Genomic DNA, 20,658 nt, shown 5'->3' with positions numbered 1-20,658 from the left:
GCATGAAGGTGAACGAACTCGCCGTCCCGGACGCCTATGCGCTTCACCCACAGCAGTTCCAGGATTCCCGCGGCACGTTCATGGAGTGGTACCGCCATGAAGCGCTGACCGAAGTCATCGGCCACCGTTTCGAGCTCGCCCAGGCCAACTGCTCGGTTTCCCGGCGGGGCACACTCCGCGGGCTCCACTACGCGGACGTGCCACCCGGCCAGGCCAAGTACGTGACGTGCGTGCGGGGCGCCGTCCTCGATGTGGTCGTCGATATTCGCTGTGGATCACCGGCATTCGGCCAGTGGGACGCCGTGCGCCTCGACGACGTCGATCACGAGGCCGTGTACGTCGGGGAAGGTCTCGCTCACTCGTTCGTCGCGCTCACGGAAGGGGCCACGGTGATGTACCTGTCCAGCACGGTCTACAACCCCACTCGTGAGCGCGGTGTCTGCCCCGTCGACCCGGCGCTCGGCATCGCCTGGCCCAGCGATGTCCCGATTCTGCTCTCGGACAAGGACCGCGACGCGCCGACCCTGGCCCAGGCGGAGGAGGCCGGTCTCCTCCCGGACTACGCCGAATGCCGCCGTCACCTGGACTCGCTCGCATCGGTCCGGGTGTAGGCCCGTGCGCGGCATCATTCTCGCCGGTGGCTCCGGGACCCGGCTCTACCCGATCACGCAGGGCATCAGCAAGCAGCTGATGCCGATCTACGACAAGCCGATGATCTATTACCCGCTCTCCACACTGATGATGGCGGGGATCCGGGAAGTTCTCGTCATCACCACCCCGGAAGACCATGAGCCCTTTCAGCGACTGCTCGGGGACGGGCGCAGGCTGGGCATGCGCCTCGACTACGCCGTCCAGCCCCGTCCCGAAGGGCTGGCCCAGGCGTTCCTGATCGGCGCCGATTTCATCGGCGACCAGCCCGTCGCCCTGGTACTCGGCGACAACATCTTCTACGGAGTCGGTCTGGGCACCGCTCTCCGCCAGAACGTGCGCGTGCGCGGGGGCCACATCTTCGCCTATCAGGTCGCCAACCCCGGTGCCTACGGCGTGGTCGAGTTCGACGGGCGGGGCACAGCGCTCTCCATCGAGGAGAAGCCGCAGGTCCCCAAGAGCAATTACGCGGTGCCGGGCCTCTACTTCTATGACAACGAGGTCGTTTCCATCGCCCGCGGCATCGAGCCGAGCGCCCGGGGCGAACTGGAGATCACCGCGATCAACGACCATTACCTGAAGCGTGGCCGGCTCGCGGTGACGGTACTCGAACGGGGCACCGCCTGGCTCGACACCGGCACGGTCGACTCGATGATGGACGCGGGTCAGTTCGTCCAGGTGGTCGAGGCCCGTCAGGGGCAAAAGATCGGCTGCATCGAAGAAGTCGCTCACGGCAATGGCTGGATCGACGACCGGGAACTGGAGTGTCTGATCGAGCCCCTGGAGAAGTCCGGCTACGGCAACTATCTACGAGGCCTCCTCGGGCGGTCCCCACAGCAGGTGATCACGATGCCGAAGGAGCTGATCCCGTGAGCGCCCCCCGTCGGTGGTGGGTGACCGGGGCCTCCGGCATGCTGGGTCGTGACGTCCAGGTCGCTCTGGCCGGCCGGCCGATGCTGCCCCTTGATCGCGAGGCGCTCGACATCACGGATCCGGCTGCGGTCTCCGCCGCTCTTTCTTCCCTCGCCCCCGGCGACGTGGTGGTGAACTGCGCCGCCCACACCGCTGTGGACGACGCGGAGTCCAACGAGGCAGCCGCTTTCGCCGTCAACGCCGTTGGCCCCCAGAACCTGGCCCGGGCCTGCGCCACGGCAGGCGCGCACCTGGTCCACATCTCGACCGACTACGTCTTCTCAGGAGACGGCACCGAGCCGCACACCACGGACGAGCCGGTGGCCCCCCGCACCGCTTACGGACGCTCCAAGGCGGCCGGCGAGTGGGCGGTACGGGCCGAACTTCCTTGTCGGCACTGGATTCTGAGAACCGCCTGGCTGTACGGCCGGCACGGTGCGTCGTTCGTCCGCACCATGGCGAAGCTCGAAGCCACCCGAGAGTTCGTGGACGTAGTAGACGACCAGCACGGCCAGCCGACCTGGACCCAGGATCTGGCCCAGCGCATCGTCGAGACGGTCGAAAGCAACGCCCCGGCCGGCACGTACCACGCCTGCGCCTCGGGCCGAACCACCTGGCACGGTCTCGCAACCGAAGTCTTCAGACTCAAGAACGCCGACCCCTCACGCGTCCGGACCACGACATCAGCGGCTTTCCAGCGACCAGCACCACGCCCCGCCTTCTCCGTGCTGGACCTGACGGCCTGGGAGAAGGCCGGTCTGGAACCCATGCGGGATTGGCGGGCTGCCCTCGACGAGGCGGTGCGAGTGGGTGGGGTGCTCGACTGACAGCCGTTAGCTGCGAGCCCGGTCAGCGCCTCACCGACAGCCTTGGTGGGTAGCAGGAAGTGACCGGCGAAGGCCTCGGCTCGCCGCTCGGGGTACTGACCCGCCATTCCTGTCGCTCCGGTCTTCTTCCATGACCTCCCTGGAGTCGAGCACAGCGCTGTCGACGGAACGGGCCCTGCACCGGCTGTTCAACTCCACCGAATTACCCACCCTCATGATCGTCCAGACATCCACAGCTGACACCCCACGCCCCACCCTGACCACCAAATCTCAATCGCACCGCCACGAGGTCACTCACATCGAGTAATCTCACCACCACGAAGCGTTGAGATCCGGACATTGCTCCCGGGCCACGCCGAGTGCGTCGACCGCCCATGACGGCCGGTCGCCGGAGCTGTCGATCACTGACGACGTCCGCGGATGGACCGACCCGGTGTGGACCTGCAGGAGCATCTGCTCACCCAGACGACATCGCGCGGAGGAATTCTCATGGCGGCCCGTGGCGAACCCGGCAACTCCTGATATGCGCATCCTTCACGTCGTCACACTGGTAGACGACCGCTCCTCGTACGGCGGGCCACTGACCGTCGCGGTGAACCAGTGTGCGGAGCTGCGCCGGCGGGGACATGACGCCCGTATCGTGGCCGGCTGGCGGGGAGACGGTGTCACCCCTGAATCCATCGAGGGTGTGCCCGCGCACCTCTTCCCTGTTCACAACGCCATCCCCGGCATGCGCTTCTCGGGGCTGGTCTCGCCGGCCATGGTCCGCTGGCTCCTTCGCAACGGTCGTGACTTCGACGTGGCCCACCTGCATCTGGCGCGTGATCTGGTCCCTCTCCTGGCCGCCCTCGTGCTGATGCGCTTCAAGGTTCCGTACACCACGCAGACCCACGGCATGATCACGCCCGATGCGCGAATTCAGGCGCGCACCATTGACCGCCTGCTCACGCTGCCCGTCCTCAAACGAGCCACCTCGCGGTTCGTTCTCACCGACCTGGAGATGAAGGCACTCAAAGCGCTTCTGGGGAACCAGTCCGTCACGGTTCAGCTGCCCAACGGCATTGCCCTGAGCGAGCATCGGCCGCGGCCCACCGAGCGGCTGAACGTCCTCTTCATGGCCCGCCTTCACCCTCGTAAGCGAGTGATGGACTTCGCCGAAGCAGCGCGGGCCCTGCTCGCCCAGGGCATTGACGCCCGGTTCAGCATCATCGGCCCCGACGACGGTGAGCTCGAACGCCTCCTCACGTTCATCCGCTCGAACCCCGAGGTAGAGGGTTCCCTGGTGTACGAAGGCGCTCTCTCACACGCTGAGGCCGTCAAAAGACTCTCCGAAGCATCGGTCTTCGCTCTGCCTTCCGTCGACGAGCCCTTCCCCATGACGCTCCTCGAAGCACTGGCCGCGGGCGTTCCGTCCATCTGCACCGTCAGTTGCGGCGTAGCCGATCTCCTGGCTACCGATGACGCCGCGCTGGTCATCGAGCCGGGAGCCGATCAGCTCACCGCCGCGCTGGGGCTGTTGTTGAGCGACCCCCGACGCCGCGCCGAAATGGCCGAGACCGCAAGGCATACCGCCACCAAGCGATTCTCCATGCAGACCGTCGGCACCCAACTGCTCGAATCCTACGAACTCCGAACGGAAGGTCTCGCCAGTGGCGGGTAGTCAGCGGGGCCGCGTGCTCTGGATCAGCAACGTTCCCACGCCGTACCGCGCTCCCCTGTGGTCGGCCATCTCCGAGTCCCACGACCTCACCGTTGCTCTCATGGCCCGGAGCGAACCCAACCGCACCTGGGACATCGACCTCACCGAGGCCCCTCACTCCACTGTCTTCCTCCAGGCCAAGGCACTCACGACGTCCGGTGACTCCGTCATCTACGCACCGTCCCTCCAGCTGCTCAAGATGATCAACGAGCGCCCACGGGCCATCGTCATCGACGGCTGGGAGTCCCCGGCCTACATGGCGGCCCGCTGGTGGGCCCGAGTCCGCCGGGTACCCGTCATCGCCTCCTACCGAAGCACCCTGGCAACGCGTCGGTACACCACCGGCCCGGTCCCCCTGGCTCGTCGATGGTTCTTCCAGGGTGCCGACCTCGTACTCACCGCCGGCAGTGCCTCCACCCGCTCCGTCCAGGAGATCGGCGTCCCCCGGGCAAAGATCGTCGAGGGCTTCAACACGGTCGACGTCGCCCGGTTCGCAGAAGCGGTCAACCTGCGCCCCGATTTCGCCCCGACGTCCGGCCATCACTACCTCTACGTCGGTCAGCTCATTCCCCGCAAGAACGTCGACAGCCTGGTTCACGCCTTCGAGGCCGTACGGCAGCCGCACGACACACTCACCCTGGTCGGTGACGGCCCCGAGGAAGACCGCTTGAAGACGCTCGCCAGCCACCTTGACCTGGACTCGGCGGTCAGGTTCACCGGATCGCTGGACGGCGGAGACCTGGTCAGGGCCTACGCCTCAGCGAACACGCTCGTGCTTCCCAGCAAGGAAGAGGTCTGGGGCCTCGTCGTCAACGAAGGGCTGGCAGCCGGCCTGCAGGTCGTCGTCTCCAACGCCTGCGGCGTGACTCCCTCCATCCAGCACATGCCCGGCGTGATCTCCAGCGAACCCGAACCGCAGCAACTGGCGATCGCGCTGCGACAGAGCAAAGACGACTGGACCGGTCCTTTGCTCGACCACCCGGTCACCCGCCACACTCCACATGAGCTCGCCGCCGTCGTCATGAAGGCCGTCGAACAGGTGGCTCCAGTCCGATGAGCACCGTCGCAGCCATCGCGTTCACCCCGGCTCCGGCCTCGGACAGCCCCAATCTCCGCTCAGCGAATGATGATTCCCTCAGGACCTTTCATGGCCTGATCGATCTGTGCTTCTCCTCGCTGCGTCGCTGGAATCCAGAACTCACCGTCGTGCTGGTAACCACCACGTCACCGGGCGAAGAGATGGAACGGCGGCTGGCCGAGCTCGATGCCCGAGTCCTGCTGACCCAGTTCAACCACCAGCCTCCGGCCGGCTTTTTCCATTCGTTCAATGCGTCATTGTTCTCCATCGACGCGCTCGCCTGTCTGGCCGCGGCCTACCCGGCAGCAGAAGACCGGATCCTCCTGCTCGATCCCGACGTCATCTGCACCGGAAGCCTGAAGCCTGTCGCCGAAGCCATTCCGACAGACGGCTTCCTCGCCTACGACACCGAGTACGACCTCGACTACGTATGCCAGGGGCTCTCGGCCGTCACGGCCGGCGAACTGCACCGCCAACTCGACCTGGCGCACACGCAGGCACCGCGACACTACGGCGGCGAACTCTACGGATTTACGTCCTCGACCTGGGATGCCATCGCACCGCGGGTCGAAGAAGCCTGGCAGTTCAGTCTGGACCAGTGGACGAAGAACCTCCCTCGGTTCGTCACCGAGGAGCAACTCATGAACTTCGCCCTGCGCTACACCCGCGTCGAGCAGGCATCGCCGTACATCCGGCGGATCTGGACCGCGCCGACGCACCGCACCGTGCTGCCCGGCGACCTGACACTCCCCCTGTGGCACCTGCCCGCCGAGAAGCACCGGGGACTGGCCCGGATGCTGCCGGCTTCCCGAGACCCACAATCCTGGTTCTGGGGATCAGAACACCCCGCCTGGCGAGACACCGCAGCAGCTCACTTCGGGATTCCACGCAGAGATCCCAAGAGGCTTTTGTGGGATCTCACGGGAGCGGCTGTCCGCCGGACGCAGGCACTCGTCAGCACCCGAGGCGCCGCCCAGTAACACCTGCCGGGGAGGCTGGTTCACCCAGCCTCCCCTCACGGAATGTTAGTGGCGCGACGGCTTCAGCGTGGGGACGGTAGTTGCTGGGACTGGTCCCGAGCCCCAGGTTGGACGTCCAGAACGCTGCGGGTGACGAACAACGAGAACAGGATCACCGCAGCAAAACTCGCGATAGCCTGAAGTAGCGAGCCCCGCAGGATGATCAGCATGGTGAAGGGCAAAATTGTTCCGGCGACCCCGACTTCGGGCAATCGAACACGCAAGTTATCTTGGCGCTTCAGCACCCACCCCAAGAGCGCCATGCCCAGAGCAAGCGCGGCCCACTTGCCGTTGATGTACAGCTCTGACCACAGCGGAGCAGAAAGATTCTTGAAGCCATAACCACGGTCAGCGGCTAAGACTACCCCAGTGTCATCAGCCTTTTCTGGCCAGATGCTCCGCGGCACCCAGAAGAGGACAACTCCAAGGGCTTGATTTCCATAAGTCACTCCGTGATTGTCCACATAGTTGACGCTATTAGTCACCTGAGCGTATCCGTCGAAGTCGCCCTTCGTCATCGCCTCAATAGGATTTCCTTTACCGAAGGCCGATTGCCCCTCAGCACCGTGCCTGAAGTAGTCAGCATACGGAAAGATCAGAGACATCCCGATAAGCACTGTTATCGCGCTGATTCTAAAGCGTTTGCTGGTGCCGAATCCGCCAAGCATCGCAATCAAACTGAGCAAAACCGATCCAAAGGCGATCCGCGCACCGCTGACAGGGTTGACGACTAACATGAGGGTCACGATCTGCGCAGCAATCAAAAGTTTGAGCGAACCTTTTGGCTCACGTTTATAAACGATGAGGAGAGCAGCGGTACTCACGAGAAGCGGAGTCGTTGCCAAGGCGCTAACTATCGACCCGACAGCCGGATTCGGCCACAGCAGACTCCTCGCAACCGAATACGTGCTTCTATCGGAAAAGAGGGCCGGTCCGACGGCGTGGATGTACCACAGCGTGTACACGAGCGAGAAGAAAGAGAGCTTCATCGCAGCGTTTGCGTCAACTATACGCACACGCGAAGCACCGGTTTCACCCGAAGGCCGCGAAACCAACGCTCCAACCATAAATGCCAGCACCCCAATAACGATGACCGCAGCGCTCCGACCACCAATCTGGGTCAGCATTCCCGGGGTCGTTTCTGGGTACGCGTTCATCCTGATCTGCACCATGGGCGCCAGCCCCAGGAAAAGATATACGAAAAGCCAAAAAGTCAGCTCGTAAAGCCTCGGGGCACCCACCGCAACCAGCACAGAATACCGAAGGGCCGCCAGCACGCTGAGAGCAAGGAACCATTTCCAAGGGCCGGTTGAGGAATCCGTCCATGAAGTGATCGCGGCGGGAGCAAGCACACCGATGACGAGGAACAGTCCGACGCCGGCGAAGACCCCGCCAGGCGAATATGTCTCTCGTCTGCTGACATTCGCTTCTATTACGTAGCTAGACGCTGACAAGGAGATCCATCCACTTCTCACCAATCACGGCCAGATCCCGTTCTCTAGTGAAGTACTCAAGCCCACGCTGCCCCATCTGAAGACGATCGGCCTCGTTATTCGACAGCTCATGGAGGCAGGCGACGAATCCCCGCAAATCATCAGTAGCGACGACGTAGCCAGACCGTGCGGCCGTGACATCCATGGCAGCCTGACCGTATTCTGCGCCAAGGTAAAGGCACGGCTTTCCCACGGCCATGGCCGTATATGTCTTGGACGGGACACACGTCCCAGTCGCGCGTTCGTCCAAGATGGCCAGATGCACGTCTGCAGACGATAGTACTGTCAAAAAGTCAAACTTATCGACACTCGCCTGGACATCGATATTGGTCAGCTTGCGTTCCGCAGCAGACTGCTTGAGCCAGTCGACCGACGGCCCGTTGCCTACAACACTGAAGGTGATCCCTGAGTCGGCACGTAACTCCTCTGCCGCGGCGAGAATCAGGTTCATGGGCTGTCGGTAGGTCGCATGTCCGTGGTACATGACCACCAGCTTGTCACCAGTTCCGAGCGCTTGACGGATCCCTCCTGCTTCCACCGGATGGATACGGGAGCTGTCTTGCCAGATCGGGATGACCTCGACGCGAGCACATGATTCAACGCTCTGAACAATAGTTTTCATACACTCGCCGAGAACGACGACCGCGTCCGAACTGCGCCAGGTGAACCGGTCAAGTTCGCGACGGATTCGATTGATCACGGCGGACCGAAGTCCACCATGGTGGAGCGAAAGATACTGGATGGATTGCAGATCCATCAGATACGTGTAGTGCTTAACCTTCCGGCGCCAGCGGACGGGCACCGCGGCAAGCCCTAGGGCTGTCGGGTCCTCCAGCGTTACTACGCTGTCACCACGCTGGGCGTTGTTCCAGAGATACAGCGCAGCCTTAACTAGGAAGGTAGCCCGGTCCATGCTGGTGTAGCGGCCGCTGTCCGACCCGGGCCCAAGAGGTACCACCGTTCCTGGACCGGCGAGGTCGAGCATGCCGAACTGGCCAGGCCCTGTCCATGAGATGATCTTGACGTCCTGTCCAGCCCGCTGGATAGCCAGAGCAAGTTCCAGCATGGAACGGGAGACTGCGTCCGATCCCGGCCTAAATGCCCCTCGGACAAGAAAGATCGAGCCTCTGGCTGCCGTTCCTGCACGAGTGTCGGTCATCGCGGTTCTCCCTGCTGTGGCCGGATTTCAGACCCATGTCGATGCATACGCTGTACCGTCGTTCCGAGCAATGTCCGGGAAAAATTCTGCGACCGTTCTTCCCATCCTCCTCGGGATTCTCCGCCCGGCAGCAGGTCACGGTCGAAGAATGGAGCTGCTACTTCATCGACAGTGAGATTCTCAATCGTCAGGCAATTCATATCGAGCGATGATGATGCCTCTACGACGCTTCGGGCTCCGCCGACGATCGTGAAAGTCCCTGCTGCCCAGCACTTGAGCAGAACTCCGCTAGAACCTTCGTTACGGTGAAGCACTGGCACGACATCCGCACAGGCGACCCATGTGTCGAATTCCTGGTCGGTCAGGAACCCTGGCCGGAAGACAACCCGCTCAGGGTGCGATGCGGATAAGCCCATGAGCTCAGACCTGATCTTTTCGGTGGCCGGCTTCCCCAAGACCACGAGCCCCCAACCTGCCTGCCCGACATCTGAACGCCCCATTGCCATCGCCAGGAGGTCGATACACTTGCGTTCGCTAGCCTCCCCCAGCACCACGACCCACCTGCGCTCGACGTCCAAACCGTTCTGCGTGAGCCAGTCCTCACGAGAGATGTTTGCCGGGTCGAACTGCACGGGGTCTTCCACATCGTTGTCCCGCTGCTTGACCGCCACCAGCCGGTAGACCCGCAGTTCCGGATGCAAGGCGCCGAGAAGCGCGAGTAGCAGACGCTTGAATGAATGCCGGGCCTTCGATTGCCAACTCGCATCCGGTGACGGACGCATCAGTAAGAGCGAACCAGAGACTTTTCGGCGATCGAAGACACGAAGAGCCACTAGGGCTGGTAGCCAACCATCGGCATCAGGAATGACCAGTTCGTCACCGGCCAGAGAAGCTTCCTTCAGCATCTCGCGATGGCTCTGTTCAGTTGTCAGAAGCCGCCACGATCCGTCGATCGTACGGCCCGCAAGGTGCTCGTCCCAAGCCGGTTGCTGGATCGCCCGAGGTCGCGTCACCAAGATGCCGCTGCCCACCGCCGGACCAGAAGCTGAAATCTGTTCCAGCAGAAGGGCTACATACCAGAACCGGTGCCCAGAAGAGTTCGGCTCCAGGATTCGCCAGATCTTGCGGCGCCCAGAACCCTCAGATTTTGTTGAGCTACCGGAACGCGCTCTTAAGCTCATCGGACGGACTCGTGCATCCTCGGCGGAACCTGCCGCTCGGATCGCAGGAGCGTACGTACCTCTCGGATCAGCAACCCGGCGAGCATGGTCTGTGTGACGAGGATGGCTGCTCCACTTCCGACCGCTCCAAAAAGAACACTTCCTACACAGATCGCGGCCAGTTGCAGGACGACCGCCGCCACGATGTTTCGGGCGGCCCGCCCTTCAGCACCACGCGCTTGCAAGAGCGTCAGTGCAATCTGACTTGCTCCTGCCGGGATCGTTGCCAGCGCCACCAGGCTGAGGACCGACGCCGAGCCGGCGAAAGCAGATCCCAGGAGGAGTTCGACGACCCACGGGCTGGCGATTGCCGTGATGAGGGCAGCGATACACGACAGTGCCGGTGCCCATAGCCCGTGAGTCAGTTCCCTCAACGCAAGAGAAGTCGTTCGTGCTGCGGCTAACCGCGGCAGTGCGGCCTGTGACAGAGCAGCAACAACCAGATTGAAGGGCGCAACCCACTTTGATACTGCACCGAACTGACCAGCTGCGGCTGGTCCTGCCAGCCAGGCGATGGCCGTGGCATCAACGGTCTGGACGCTTGTCACCGAGGAGGTCAGACCGAAACCCAGTGATCCGCGATAAGGGTGGACCCAACGCAACCGGCGCGTTCCCGACTCCGAGAGCAGAGCTACTCCGATGTAGGCAGACACCAGCCACGGTCCGACACTGAGTGCGGCTAACAGCGTGAGCACAGCGGTTCGCTGTCCGGTCAGAAGCGTCGCACCAACGATGGCTAGTCCGACTAGTTTGTCAGAAGCACCAAGCCAGGAGGCCAGCCGAACGCGGCGCCGCCCCCGCATGATGCCCTGTAGCCCAGTCGAAAGACTCATCCCCGCAACGAGAATGGCAACCATGAAAGCCTCGGCCCCGGTCACCTGTTCGATGAGATCCAGAACAATGGCCAGACCAGCTCCAGCACCCGTCATGACCAAGGATCGACTAAGCACGCCGTGGAAGGCATCCGCCAGAGTGATTTTCTGGGCGGCGATCTCTCGTGTCACGAGGTTACTCGTACCGAACTCCGCCAGTCCCACCAGGCTGAGGACTAAGCCGGAGATAGCAATGGCGCTACCGAAATCCTCAGGCCCAACGGACCGGGCCAATAGCAAGTAGGAGCCTGCGGCAGCTGCCTGCGAAACCACTGAGGCCAAGAGGATGAAGACCGTATCCCCAGCAACACCTGACTTCGTGACCGCCTTCATCTGACGGACAATCTGTATTGTCTGTCCAGTCACAGGGTCACGGAGTAGCGCATATATGGGAGTCGGATCAGTTCGTGCATCGAGCGTTTCACTCTGCCGGCCAACGAGCCATAGTCGATATCCATCGAACCGGACGATCCGATAAACCGGGGAAGCCTCGGCATACTGACAAACGTACTGCCCGCACCGATCGCCGTCATGGTGCGCCTTGCAAAAACGTGTTCGAGCATGATGCCGTTAGGCTCATCAACGTCCGCTTCCATGCCCATGTAGTGGGCCAGCCACTCTTCCACGGGCATAGCGAAGAACCGGGTGTCGCTCATGTGAAGCCGATTCGAGATGGCCGCGCTGATTCCCTGGTTCCTGTCCGGCGGGACCGCTTGATTGACATTAGCTACGAACAGGCGGCCGGTCACCTTGCCGAAGTAGGTGACACCGCGCTGTCGGAGGGCGACTGATGCGGCGTCGAGGAGTTTGGCTTCCTCCCTCCCCTTCTGCAGGAGAGTCGCTTTGAGGTCTGGCTGTACGTCCACGTGCAGTGCTGTGATCTGACCGTTCGACCGCTGATCGACCTGATCGCTGAACTCACTCCACTGTTGCGGGCTGAGATCGGGAGAGTTGTCAATCAGATAGGCATCGTCCCAGGCTTTGAGGCTGTTCTGGCACCAGCGCTCCACTGACGTCAGGTAGTCCGATCGACGGACATCCAGATCAGAGCGCTTGAGCTTGTACACCGTCTCCGCGGGCTTGAGTGTCGCGGTCAGGACGATGGCCCTCTTGAGCTTTCCCCGCTGGCCACCCTGGTCACTGCTCACCTGCTGAAGTAGAGAGTCGCGAGATGTTGACTCGCTGATCGAAATTTCCGCTGCAGAATTAATGTTCACGATTGAGCCGCCTCAGTTCGCTGTCAGCAGGGACTGAGCTTTCGAAGCCTCCCACCAGTCCCGGTGATCGCGATACCACTGGACCGTTTCCATCAGGCCCGCCTCGAAGCTCACGGCCGGCTGATACCCAAGCTCTGCAGTGATCTTAGAAATATCCACGGAGTAACGCTTGTCGTGACCCTTACGATCAGGCACCCGCTCCACCTGATCCCAGTCGGCACCACAGGCGTTCAGGAGGAGCTGCGTCAATTCTCGGTTGGCCAGCTCGGTGCCACCACCGATGTTGTAGATCTCACCCGTGCGCCCGCGGGCGGCGACCATCCCGATCCCTCGACAGTGGTCATCGACATGCAGCCAATCACGAACATTGAGCCCGTCGCCGTAGAGCGGAACTTTCTGCCCATCGATCAGGTTGGTGACGAACAGTGGGATGACCTTTTCAGGGAACTGGTAAGGGCCATAGTTGTTCGAGCACCGCGTGATCAGGACATCCAGGCCATGGGTCCGCGCGTACGAGCGAGCGATGAGGTCGCTCCCTGCCTTGCTGGCGCTATATGGCGAATTTGGTTCCAGCGGCTGAGACTCGCTCCAGGACCCAGAGGAGATGGAGCCGTAGACCTCATCTGTCGATACATGCACGAAGCGGATGTCGGCGGACCCTGCCTGATGCGCCGAGTCAAGCAGCGTCTGGGTTCCCACGACATTCGTCACGACAAAGTCCGCGGCTCCTGTGATGGAACGATCGACATGGGACTCAGCAGCGAAGTGCACGACAAGGTCGGTAGATGCCATCAACTCGTCGACCAGACGACGATCCAGGATGTCACCCACGACCAAAGTGAAACCTGGTGCACTTGTGACAGATTCCAGGTTTGCCGGATTTCCGGCGTAAGTGAGCTTGTCCAGAACAGTCACTGTCGATCCCGACAGATCTGCATACGCACCGGCCAGAACGGATCGAACGAAGTGCGACCCAATGAACCCCGCCCCACCAGTCACGAGAATGCGCACCAGGCTTTTCCTTTCACGAGTCGAGTGGGATCGCCATTGCTCCCCGGGAAACCATCGACACTAGCGGCCCACCGTGCCAACGACCGCCATGCGCGCAACTCTCAATACAACGTGCGATCTTTCAGGAGGCCACAACGACGTAGCATCCACTTCGATACCCTCAGCGCATGCGCTACTACGTACGGTACACGGCAGGGCGTCAGGAGTTCGTCGCATGAAGGTGACAGAACTGGCGATCCCAGACGCCTACGCGCTTCATCCGCGACAGTTCGAAGACTCTCGTGGCGTTTTCATGGAGTGGTACCGCCACGAAGCCCTGACGGACATCATCGGCCATCGGTTCGAGCTCGCTCAGGCCAACTGCTCGGTATCTCGACGCGGGACACTTCGCGGACTCCACTACGCCAATGTCCCACCTGGCCAGGCAAAGTATGTGACCTGTGTGCGTGGTGCGATTCTTGATGTTGTTGTCGACATCCGCTTGGGCTCCCCTACTTTCGGCCAGTGGGACGCCATGCGTTTGGATGATGTCGAGCGCGCCGCTCTCTACGTCGGAGAGGGCCTCGCGCACTCTTTCGTCGCGCTGACTGAAGACGCCACGGTGATGTACCTCTGCAGCACGGTCTACAACCCGACCGGTGAACGCGGCATCAACCCGATCGATCCAGCACTCGAAATCACCTGGCCGGAGGATGTTCCGCTCCTTCTTTCGGACAAGGACCGCGAAGCGCCGACTCTGATGCAGGCCAAGGAGGCGGCACTCCTTCCCGACTACGATGAGTGCCGCCGCTACATGGACTCTCTACGAGCAGCAGCCGACCACGTTGACCTGACAGCCCACCGCCCGTCAGTTCGGTCGTAAGGCCGATGCGCGGAATCATCCTCGCCGGAGGATCCGGGACCAGGCTGTACCCGATCACGCAGGGCATCAGCAAGCAGCTGATGCCGATCTACGACAAGCCGATGATCTACTACCCGCTCTCCACGCTGATGATGGCAGGAATCCGGGAAGTATTGATCATCACCACACCGGACGATCACGAGCCGTTCAAGCGGTTGCTGGGCAATGGCATTCGACTGGGGATGCGTCTGGAGTATGCCGTTCAGCCTCGCCCGGAAGGTCTCGCACAGGCGTTCCTGATCGGTGCCGAATTCATCGGCGACGAACCGGTCGCGTTGGTACTCGGAGACAACATCTTCCACGGCGTCGGTCTGGGGACTGCACTTCGCGAAAACGTCGCCGTCCGCGGGGGCCACATCTTCGCTTACCAGGTCTCCAATCCCCGCGCCTACGGCGTGGTCGAATTCGATGATCAAGGCAAGGCCCTCTCCATCGAGGAGAAGCCTCAAGCACCCAAGAGCAACTACGCCGTCCCTGGCCTCTACTTCTACGACAACGACGTCGTCTCCATCGCCGGCAGTATCAAACCGAGTTCCCGCGGAGAGCTAGAGATCACCGCGATCAACGACTACTACCTCCAACGCGGTGAGCTGACCGTCACCGTGCTCGAGCGCGGGACCGCCTGGCTGGACACTGGCACGGTCGACTCGATGATGGACGCTGGTCAGTTCGTCCAGGTCATTGAGGCCCGGCAGGGTCAGAAGATCGGCTGCATCGAAGAAGTCGCCTACCGTAACGGCTGGATCGACGACGAACGACTGAAACTTCTGATCAAGCCTCTAGAAAAGTCCGGTTATGGCGGGTACCTCCGCGGTCTCCTCGGCCAGCCCGCCCAGCACGTGATCACGATGCCGGAATCCACCGACCATGCCGCCCTGCATAAGTAACGAAGGAGCTACTGCCATGGCCGAAAGCCGAACCTGGTTCGTAACCGGTGCTTCCGGCATGCTGGGCCGCGACGTCCAGACGGCCCTTGAAGGCAGGCCGTTTCTGCCACTCGACCGTGACGCGCTCGACATTACCGATTCCCACGCTGTCAGCGCTGCGCTCAGTTCTCTTTCAGCGGGCGACGTGGTGGTCAACTGCGCCGCCTACACCGCTGTGGACGACGCTGAGTCAGATGAGGCGACAGCCTTTGCTGTCAACGCCGTTGGCCCACAGAATCTGGCACGCGCCTGCGCGACAAGTGGTGCCCACCTAGTTCACATATCCACAGACTACGTCTTCTCCGGTGACAGCACCGAACCGTACGCTGCGGACGCTCCAGCCGCCCCACGCACAGCGTATGGACGTTCCAAGGCCGCTGGTGAGTGGGCCGTTCGAGCCGAGCTCCCCTATCACCACTGGATTCTCAGGACCGCCTGGCTCTATGGCGAGCACGGTCCGTCGTTCGTCCGCACGATGGCCAAGCTTGAAGCCACACGGGAATTCGTGGATGTCGTCGATGATCAGCACGGTCAGCCAACCTGGACTCGTGATGTCGCTCAGCGAATCGTCGAAATTGTCGAGGCAGGCGCTCCCGCAGGGATTTACCACGCTTGCGCTTCAAACCAAACAACCTGGCACGGACTGGCATCCGCAGTTTTCGATCTTCGTGGAGCCAGCTCATCACGTGTACGACCGACAACATCGGCCGCGTTCAAACGGCCAGCCCCACGCCCAGCTTTTTCAGTCCTTGCACTTGATAGCTGGGAAAAGACAGGGCTGGCCCCTATACGGGACTGGCGAGAATCATTGACACAAGCGATTCTTCAGGGAAACGTAACTGATCGCTGATCTACCTTGTCCGGGATTGAGCACCTTACTGACAAAGCAGGACGTCGAAAGCCAGTAGCGATTTCCCATAAGCCGAAGAGTACGGGTCCGGTGATTACGGAATCTTCCTATGGATTGTCTACTTCTCATCTTTGGTCGCTGACCCAGGCTTAGCAGCAGATGTAGCACGACTGACAAAGCTAAGAAGTACCAGGCGCCCTTGATACCTGCGCGAAGGTTGTACTGCAGCAGGCCAAGGGCCAAACCGCTGCCAGCACCGTACCCGACAATCGCAGCCAGGTCACCCGCCAAGGCGGAAGCTCGTATTCCATGCTTAGAATCTGGCCAGGATGAATGCGAATGCGGAAAAGAACGCCACCAAGTAGCCGATGCCGCAGTTGGCAAGTTATCCGATAACGCTCGTTAGGGCGTGCACATTAATTCGCATATGGCGCCTGTTTTTGGTGGGGGCACGGGCAAGGTTGTAAAACGCATTATACGACCATAGTGGCAACACTAATATGATGAGGTCAACTCTGCCGGTTGCTTTAGCGACTGGCAGCTTGCTACACAGCAGGCCAGGAGCTCGGTTCCTATGCAGCAGACCGGCCGTTCGCAGCCTTTTCGACGAAACTAGATTTTCATCCAACTGTGTCACTAAAGCATTGCGACAACCCGTTAAAAGATTTGCTTTACAAGCCAGGTGAGCCAACGGTATGCCGACGCCGCCGAAAGATCATGATTCCAGCGACCTATACCACTGCACCGATCCGTGCAACCATTGTCGATTCAACAAACGCCTGGATCGGTCACGGTTGCGGCAGGTACCAGTCTGCAAAACGTACGTTGCGGAATCGACCCGTTGAGCTATAACTATTGGACTGAGACACTCTTGGCTATGAGCGAAATGCTGAAGCGGACTTTGGGCCGCGCCCTTGCATCTGCACGAAAGTCGGCTGGTATGACCATGACCGACATCGTCAACACCCGGATATTTGGCAGTAGGCAGAAGCTTTGGAGGCTGGAGACTGGTCAAGGCCCCTTCAAATGGGCCGAGGTCCAAGCACTAGCCGACATTTATCGGGTGGACATCAAAACTCGTTCGCAGTGGGTAGATTGGGCGATGAGAGCAGGCGAGTCAGGCTGGTGGGAAAATTTCAGCTCGACGGTGAGCGACTTCAGGTTTGGCTTGTACGTCGAGCTAGAACAGGCCGCATCCCGCATCACGGTGTGCGGCGGCGAGCTGATTCACGGTTTGGTCCAAACCGAGGGTTACCATCGTGCGGTCATTGAACAGACCCAGCACACGACCCATGAAGAGCTTGAGGAGTCGGTGAAACTTCGCGCCGAACGTGAGGCCGCGGTTCTGGGTGGCCCCGAGCCCGCGCAGTTGAAATTGATTCTGAGCGAGGCCGCCGTCAGCTTCCAGATTGGTGGCGAATCCACGTTGGGCAAGCAGATCTGCCATCTACAGAACCTCAACCAGCGTCCCAACATTAGCGTCTCTTGTCTGAGATTCGGGGACGGCGGCCATCCATCGATGCGGGGTCCCTACACTCTTCTCCAGTTTAGCGAAGCCGAGGCGCCGGACATCGTTTACATCGAATCGCTCGACGGCGGCCGGTTCATCGAAGATCCCAAGGTAGTCCAGCGCTTCATCAGCAACGCTAAGCTGTTGACTACCAAGGCGGTACCTATTAAGGAGTGGGCTCGTGAGCGAAACGCAGTGGCATAAGGCCAGCGCATCGGATGTGCAGGGACAGTGCGTCGAGGTCCGTCGCCAGGGCAGCATGGTTCAGGTCCGTGACACCAAGAACCACGATGCTGGAACACTCTTGTTCTCCCCTGCTGAATGGCGTGCCTTCCTTACCGGGGTGAAGGCTGGCGAGTTTGACAGCGAGGCTCAGTAGTCGCTTCCTGCCGCCGAACAGTGTTGTTCGTCGGCAGGAAGCGTCCTGCTTGTGGCGGTTCACGTTGCATTTCCGTTCTGGCATGCAATAGCTGCTCGTTCGGAAGGTAGTACTCGATCATCGCTTGTCGCTTGCGCGACCACCGCCGTGACGAGCAGAGCCACGGCAAGACTGATGCCCTTGTCTTCCGTCCAGGGCCCGAATGGGGTTAGGGCAATAAGGATAAGAGCCCATCCACGGGATGCAGCATAAATTGGCTGAGGCCCAGAAATCTGTCGTGCACGGCGAATCGAGACGCACAGGCAAGCGCCGAACATACTCAACGCCATGGCACCGATTAGACCGAACTTGGCCAGGACTAGCCAGGGTGCATCCGATCCAAGAATTCCGCCCGGCCCGACACCTAGCCATGGGTGCTCCTGCCAAGCAGTGTGAGCGACCTCGTAGGAGTGCTGACGGGCGAGATAGCTCTGGTCCGACGAGGCTTCACCGTGGGCAACGGCCATTGCCTGGGTAATCCGGCCATCCAGGAACGCCGGATCACTAATCAGGTGACTGGCCAAGAATGGCACTAGGGTAGCCAGGGCTACGGTCATGCCGGCTATGTACATCACCAGACGCACCGGATGGATGCCCGATCCCCTTCGCAGGCCGATTACGCCGACAAGTCCAAAGACGAGGACCAGATTCGAGCGAGTGCCGGTGACGAGCAGGATCGCGGCGACGAGTGCGGCGACGATCAACCACCAGAAGGCTCGATAACCACGATCGGCGGAGGCAAGAGCGTACGCGAAACAGAGGGCTGGCAAGACCGTGGTGGCGAGAATGAACCGCCCGAAAGAGAGCCCGGAAACGCCGCGGCGGTCAAGCCAGTCCACAGCGAATCCAATGGCACACACGACGCCGAGGATGGCGATGTATCGGTTCAGCGTACGTGGGAGAATTGTTCTTCCGGCGTCAATACCGACGGCCGGTAGCGTAGCCAGTAGGACATAGCTTAAGACCTCTTTGGCCCAGGTCTGCGCCGGGATTCCACCGCTGATAGCAACGAAGCCGGATAATCCAATAGCGGCAAGGACTAAGATCGACCCTGGGATCATCAGCCGAAAGCACTGGATGACTGGATCGTTGGACCGTGCAAGGCTCACCAGAGATAGGGCGCAGCAGAGAACCGCGAGGGCAACGTACCCAAACTTTCCGGACGAGCTATCTGATTGGAAAACGACCAGTGCACCGATAGTGACCGCGGCTAGGCGCGCACCTGGCTTCATGACGAGTAAAGCCAGTAGCGGAAGGCTTATACCGACAGCGACGCCGACAGCAGGCCGAGCGGCAACGCCAACTCCAGCAACGACGCTGATGCTCCCTGCGGCTACGAGTAGAAAAAGGTCGCGTCTCAACACGCCAGTATCTGTGACTGTCAGCACTGCAACAGTCTGTCGACGTATCTAAACCCAAAAGAGCGGACAGCATGCGGATCAGGTGATCGGCCGATGTGGATCTTCTCTGTTTGGCGAATTGTTTGCCTTGCCCGGACAAGTGGATTCCTACCGACCTACTCCTAACGGTAGCCGCGGCGGTCAAGGTACTGAGCCTTTTCCATCCTCTTGCGCCACAGGAGTAACCGAGGCAGTGAGGGTGCACGTACGGTGGCGCGAGTTCTTTTCCAAGAACAGCGTTCTGCGCGGAGATGCCTTCTGGGTCGCCGCCTAGGAATCGCGGGCAACGGGGCTGGCGTCTGGTGTCATTCCGCCAGGCGCCGGCCCTGCGATTAACGCTGGCACTACATTTGCCGGACTACTACACACGGCAGTTGGAGGACTGATGACAATTACATCAGGATCGACCTACGTCTCGTATGGCCAGTTTCACCTCAAAGGTAGCGAGTACTTCGATACAGAAGGCTGGGTCCCCGGCCAGGGGAACGGACTCATCGAGGCCCTTGAAGAACCGGGGGTACCGGCCGTACCCGGCGACTTCGCCATTCTGCTGACGGGAGGTACGAGCAGTAAGATTGCTCTGACCGTGGACATTCGGGATCACGCCCCAGATCATCAAGACCTTGATGAATGGGAAGACGTTGCAGAAGTTTCATTGAACGTCGAAGACGATGACATTTTCGGCATTGGCACTCTCGAAGAGGCGCGCGGTGACGACATTTTCCCCACCTTGCCCGAAGGGCAGTACCGCGTTCGTGCCCACGCACGAGGACGCCATGAGGCCCGGACATCGCCGAAGGACAATGAGATACAGGAAGAGTTCCTCCTCCTCGTTTGGCCTGCAAGTCCTGAACCAGAGGCTGTGCTCAAAGCCATCCGTTGAACACAGACGGCTTACGTAGGAAGTCGGAACGCCACCCAAGACCTGGCGCGGCGTCGACGTCCACATCATTCTCACCGAGAACACCTAGACGCAGATTCCGGCATTCCGCATGATCGCCAAGCTGCAACCCGCACCCGTAGACCACGCCCAGCACGGCCCCAGGGGTGAGGCAAAGTCCGGTTTCATGAGGTCAGGCCAGGTTGAGTGGGCGTTGCTGGTCGTTGGCGTGGTGGCGTAGGCCAGCGGCAATGTTGGTGGTGCCGATCAGTCTGAGGAGGCTGATGGCGGTGTTGCGGAGACTGGCCATGGTCTGAGGGCCGCCTCCGGTACGGACGCGGGATCGGTCCTCGTCGAAATCGACACCACGTACCCAGTGGGCTTGATTTTCAACGCGCCAATGGTTTTGGAGCCATCCGGCGAGGACGTCCGGGGGTGCGGCGTGGTGGTCAGCCGACGTGATCACGTAGACGATCTCGATGGTTTTCTTGTTCTTGCCGGGCTTTTTCGGGTGGGGCCGGGTCACGGTCCGGCGGACCTGTGCGACCTGCGCCGCTTGGGGTGAAGGTGATCCAGGCGGGCGCGGTGACAACTTTGATAGTCCTGCAGGCCCGCCGA

21 protein-coding genes are annotated in these 20,658 nt (G+C 61.1%); 13 read left to right on the top strand and 8 right to left on the bottom strand.

Annotated features, from left to right (window positions below; translation table 11 throughout):
* The first annotated feature begins 2 nt into the window (after positions 1-2).
* From rfbC (LR393_RS12940) to LR393_RS12910, 7 genes are all read left to right on the top strand, one after another.
* Positions 3-611 carry a dTDP-4-dehydrorhamnose 3,5-epimerase gene (gene rfbC, locus LR393_RS12940; protein ID WP_231484114.1) on the top strand — a complete coding sequence of 203 codons (609 nt, stop codon included), beginning with the start codon at positions 3-5 and terminating at the stop codon, positions 609-611.
* A 4-nt stretch (positions 612-615) separates the two neighbouring features.
* Entirely contained in the window at positions 616-1,521 is a 906-nt protein-coding gene (gene rfbA / locus LR393_RS12935) for a glucose-1-phosphate thymidylyltransferase RfbA (RefSeq protein WP_231484113.1), read from the top strand.
* Entirely contained in the window at positions 1,518-2,387 is an 870-nt protein-coding gene (rfbD, locus tag LR393_RS12930; RefSeq protein WP_231484112.1) for a dTDP-4-dehydrorhamnose reductase, read from the top strand. Before rfbA (LR393_RS12935) ends, rfbD (LR393_RS12930) begins: the two co-directional genes overlap by 4 nt.
* A 130-nt stretch (positions 2,388-2,517) precedes the next feature.
* Positions 2,518-2,694 carry a hypothetical protein gene (locus LR393_RS12925; protein WP_231484111.1) on the top strand — a complete coding sequence of 59 codons (177 nt, stop codon included), beginning with the start codon at positions 2,518-2,520 and terminating at the stop codon, positions 2,692-2,694.
* Positions 2,695-2,886: 192 nt separating this feature from the next.
* The gene (locus tag LR393_RS12920) at positions 2,887-4,047 is read left to right on the top strand and encodes a glycosyltransferase (RefSeq protein WP_231484110.1); all 1,161 of its coding nucleotides are present in this window, start codon (positions 2,887-2,889) and stop codon (positions 4,045-4,047) included.
* Positions 4,037-5,143, top strand: a complete 1,107-nt coding sequence (locus LR393_RS12915; protein ID WP_231484109.1) for a glycosyltransferase — start codon at positions 4,037-4,039, stop codon at positions 5,141-5,143. The genes LR393_RS12920 and LR393_RS12915 overlap by 11 nt, the downstream gene beginning before the upstream one ends.
* Positions 5,140-6,144, top strand: a complete 1,005-nt coding sequence (locus tag LR393_RS12910) for a hypothetical protein (protein ID WP_231484108.1) — start codon at positions 5,140-5,142, stop codon at positions 6,142-6,144. Before LR393_RS12915 ends, LR393_RS12910 begins: the two co-directional genes overlap by 4 nt.
* A 62-nt stretch (positions 6,145-6,206) precedes the next feature.
* On the opposite strand, the gene LR393_RS12905 is transcribed toward LR393_RS12910, so the two are convergent.
* From LR393_RS12905 to rfbB, 6 genes are all read right to left on the bottom strand, one after another.
* A complete protein-coding gene (locus LR393_RS12905) occupies positions 6,207-7,535 on the bottom strand; it encodes an O-antigen polysaccharide polymerase Wzy (protein ID WP_231484107.1) in 1,329 nt (442 codons plus the stop codon).
* 88 nt (positions 7,536-7,623) lie between these two features.
* Positions 7,624-8,742, bottom strand: a complete 1,119-nt coding sequence (locus LR393_RS12900) for a glycosyltransferase family 4 protein (protein ID WP_231484106.1) — start codon at positions 8,740-8,742, stop codon at positions 7,624-7,626.
* A gap of 89 nt (positions 8,743-8,831) precedes the next feature.
* Positions 8,832-9,866 carry a glycosyltransferase family protein gene (locus LR393_RS12895; protein WP_231484105.1) on the bottom strand — a complete coding sequence of 345 codons (1,035 nt, stop codon included), beginning with the start codon at positions 9,864-9,866 and terminating at the stop codon, positions 8,832-8,834.
* A gap of 146 nt (positions 9,867-10,012) precedes the next feature.
* Positions 10,013-11,260 (bottom strand): lipopolysaccharide biosynthesis protein, encoded by a 1,248-nt coding sequence (locus LR393_RS12890; protein ID WP_231484104.1) that lies wholly within the window; start codon positions 11,258-11,260, stop codon positions 10,013-10,015.
* Positions 11,261-11,289: 29 nt separating this feature from the next.
* Positions 11,290-12,075, bottom strand: coding sequence for a hypothetical protein (locus LR393_RS12885; RefSeq protein WP_231484103.1), 786 nt, complete (start codon positions 12,073-12,075; stop codon positions 11,290-11,292).
* An 81-nt stretch (positions 12,076-12,156) separates the two neighbouring features.
* Positions 12,157-13,155: a dTDP-glucose 4,6-dehydratase gene (gene rfbB, locus LR393_RS12880; RefSeq protein ID WP_231484102.1), complete on the bottom strand. Its 999-nt coding sequence runs from the start codon at positions 13,153-13,155 to the stop codon at positions 12,157-12,159.
* A 214-nt stretch (positions 13,156-13,369) separates the two neighbouring features.
* On the opposite strand from rfbB, the gene rfbC (LR393_RS12875) reads away from it, so the two are divergent.
* The 5 genes from rfbC (LR393_RS12875) (at position 13,370) to LR393_RS36365 (ending at position 17,721) form a co-directional block, all read left to right on the top strand.
* Positions 13,370-14,017: a dTDP-4-dehydrorhamnose 3,5-epimerase gene (gene rfbC, locus LR393_RS12875; protein WP_231484101.1), complete on the top strand. Its 648-nt coding sequence runs from the start codon at positions 13,370-13,372 to the stop codon at positions 14,015-14,017.
* Between the two features lie 5 nt (positions 14,018-14,022).
* Positions 14,023-14,943 (top strand): glucose-1-phosphate thymidylyltransferase RfbA, encoded by a 921-nt coding sequence (gene rfbA / locus LR393_RS12870; protein WP_231484100.1) that lies wholly within the window; start codon positions 14,023-14,025, stop codon positions 14,941-14,943.
* Positions 14,944-14,959: 16 nt separating this feature from the next.
* Positions 14,960-15,832, top strand: coding sequence for a dTDP-4-dehydrorhamnose reductase (gene rfbD, locus LR393_RS12865; protein WP_231484099.1), 873 nt, complete (start codon positions 14,960-14,962; stop codon positions 15,830-15,832).
* An 877-nt stretch (positions 15,833-16,709) separates the two neighbouring features.
* Positions 16,710-17,546: a helix-turn-helix domain-containing protein gene (locus tag LR393_RS12860; RefSeq protein WP_231484098.1), complete on the top strand. Its 837-nt coding sequence runs from the start codon at positions 16,710-16,712 to the stop codon at positions 17,544-17,546.
* The gene (locus LR393_RS36365; protein WP_231484097.1) at positions 17,524-17,721 is read left to right on the top strand and encodes a DUF397 domain-containing protein; all 198 of its coding nucleotides are present in this window, start codon (positions 17,524-17,526) and stop codon (positions 17,719-17,721) included. Before LR393_RS12860 ends, LR393_RS36365 begins: the two co-directional genes overlap by 23 nt.
* Positions 17,722-17,780: 59 nt before the next feature.
* Here the strand turns inward: LR393_RS36365 and LR393_RS12850 are convergent, their stop codons facing one another.
* The gene (locus LR393_RS12850; RefSeq protein ID WP_231484096.1) at positions 17,781-18,869 is read right to left on the bottom strand and encodes an O-antigen ligase family protein; all 1,089 of its coding nucleotides are present in this window, start codon (positions 18,867-18,869) and stop codon (positions 17,781-17,783) included.
* 676 nt (positions 18,870-19,545) lie between these two features.
* Here LR393_RS12850 and LR393_RS12845 point away from each other — a divergent pair.
* Positions 19,546-20,043 (top strand): hypothetical protein, encoded by a 498-nt coding sequence (locus LR393_RS12845; protein ID WP_231484095.1) that lies wholly within the window; start codon positions 19,546-19,548, stop codon positions 20,041-20,043.
* A gap of 190 nt (positions 20,044-20,233) precedes the next feature.
* Here the strand turns inward: LR393_RS12845 and LR393_RS12840 are convergent.
* The coding region (locus LR393_RS12840; protein WP_231484094.1) for a transposase at positions 20,234-20,658 on the bottom strand (425 nt) is incomplete at its 5' end.

Source organism: Kineosporia mesophila (assembly GCF_021129235.1).
GTDB classification, from domain to species: Bacteria; Actinomycetota; Actinomycetes; order Actinomycetales; family Kineosporiaceae; genus Kineosporia; species Kineosporia mesophila.
The sequence above is the reverse complement of the archived record's forward strand: the minus strand, read 5'-3'. Positions and strand labels throughout refer to the sequence as shown.

Excerpts from the sequence above, each read along its gene's own strand:
- rfbD (WP_231484099.1), top strand. The coding sequence starts at position 14,960 with ATGGCCGAAAGCCGAACCTGGTTCGTAACCGGTGCTTCCGGCATGCTG.
- rfbC (WP_231484101.1), top strand. The coding sequence starts at position 13,370 with ATGAAGGTGACAGAACTGGCGATCCCAGACGCCTACGCGCTTCATCCG.
- LR393_RS12845 (WP_231484095.1), top strand. The coding sequence starts at position 19,546 with ATGACAATTACATCAGGATCGACCTACGTCTCGTATGGCCAGTTTCAC.
- LR393_RS12900 (WP_231484106.1), bottom strand. The coding sequence starts at position 8,742 with ATGCTGGAACTTGCTCTGGCTATCCAGCGGGCTGGACAGGACGTCAAG.
- LR393_RS12925 (WP_231484111.1), top strand. The coding sequence starts at position 2,518 with ATGACCTCCCTGGAGTCGAGCACAGCGCTGTCGACGGAACGGGCCCTG.
- LR393_RS12910 (WP_231484108.1), top strand. The coding sequence starts at position 5,140 with ATGAGCACCGTCGCAGCCATCGCGTTCACCCCGGCTCCGGCCTCGGAC.
- rfbC (WP_231484114.1), top strand. The coding sequence starts at position 3 with ATGAAGGTGAACGAACTCGCCGTCCCGGACGCCTATGCGCTTCACCCA.
- rfbA (WP_231484100.1), top strand. The coding sequence starts at position 14,023 with ATGCGCGGAATCATCCTCGCCGGAGGATCCGGGACCAGGCTGTACCCG.
- LR393_RS12890 (WP_231484104.1), bottom strand. The coding sequence starts at position 11,260 with ATGAAGGCGGTCACGAAGTCAGGTGTTGCTGGGGATACGGTCTTCATC.
- LR393_RS12860 (WP_231484098.1), top strand. The coding sequence starts at position 16,710 with ATGAGCGAAATGCTGAAGCGGACTTTGGGCCGCGCCCTTGCATCTGCA.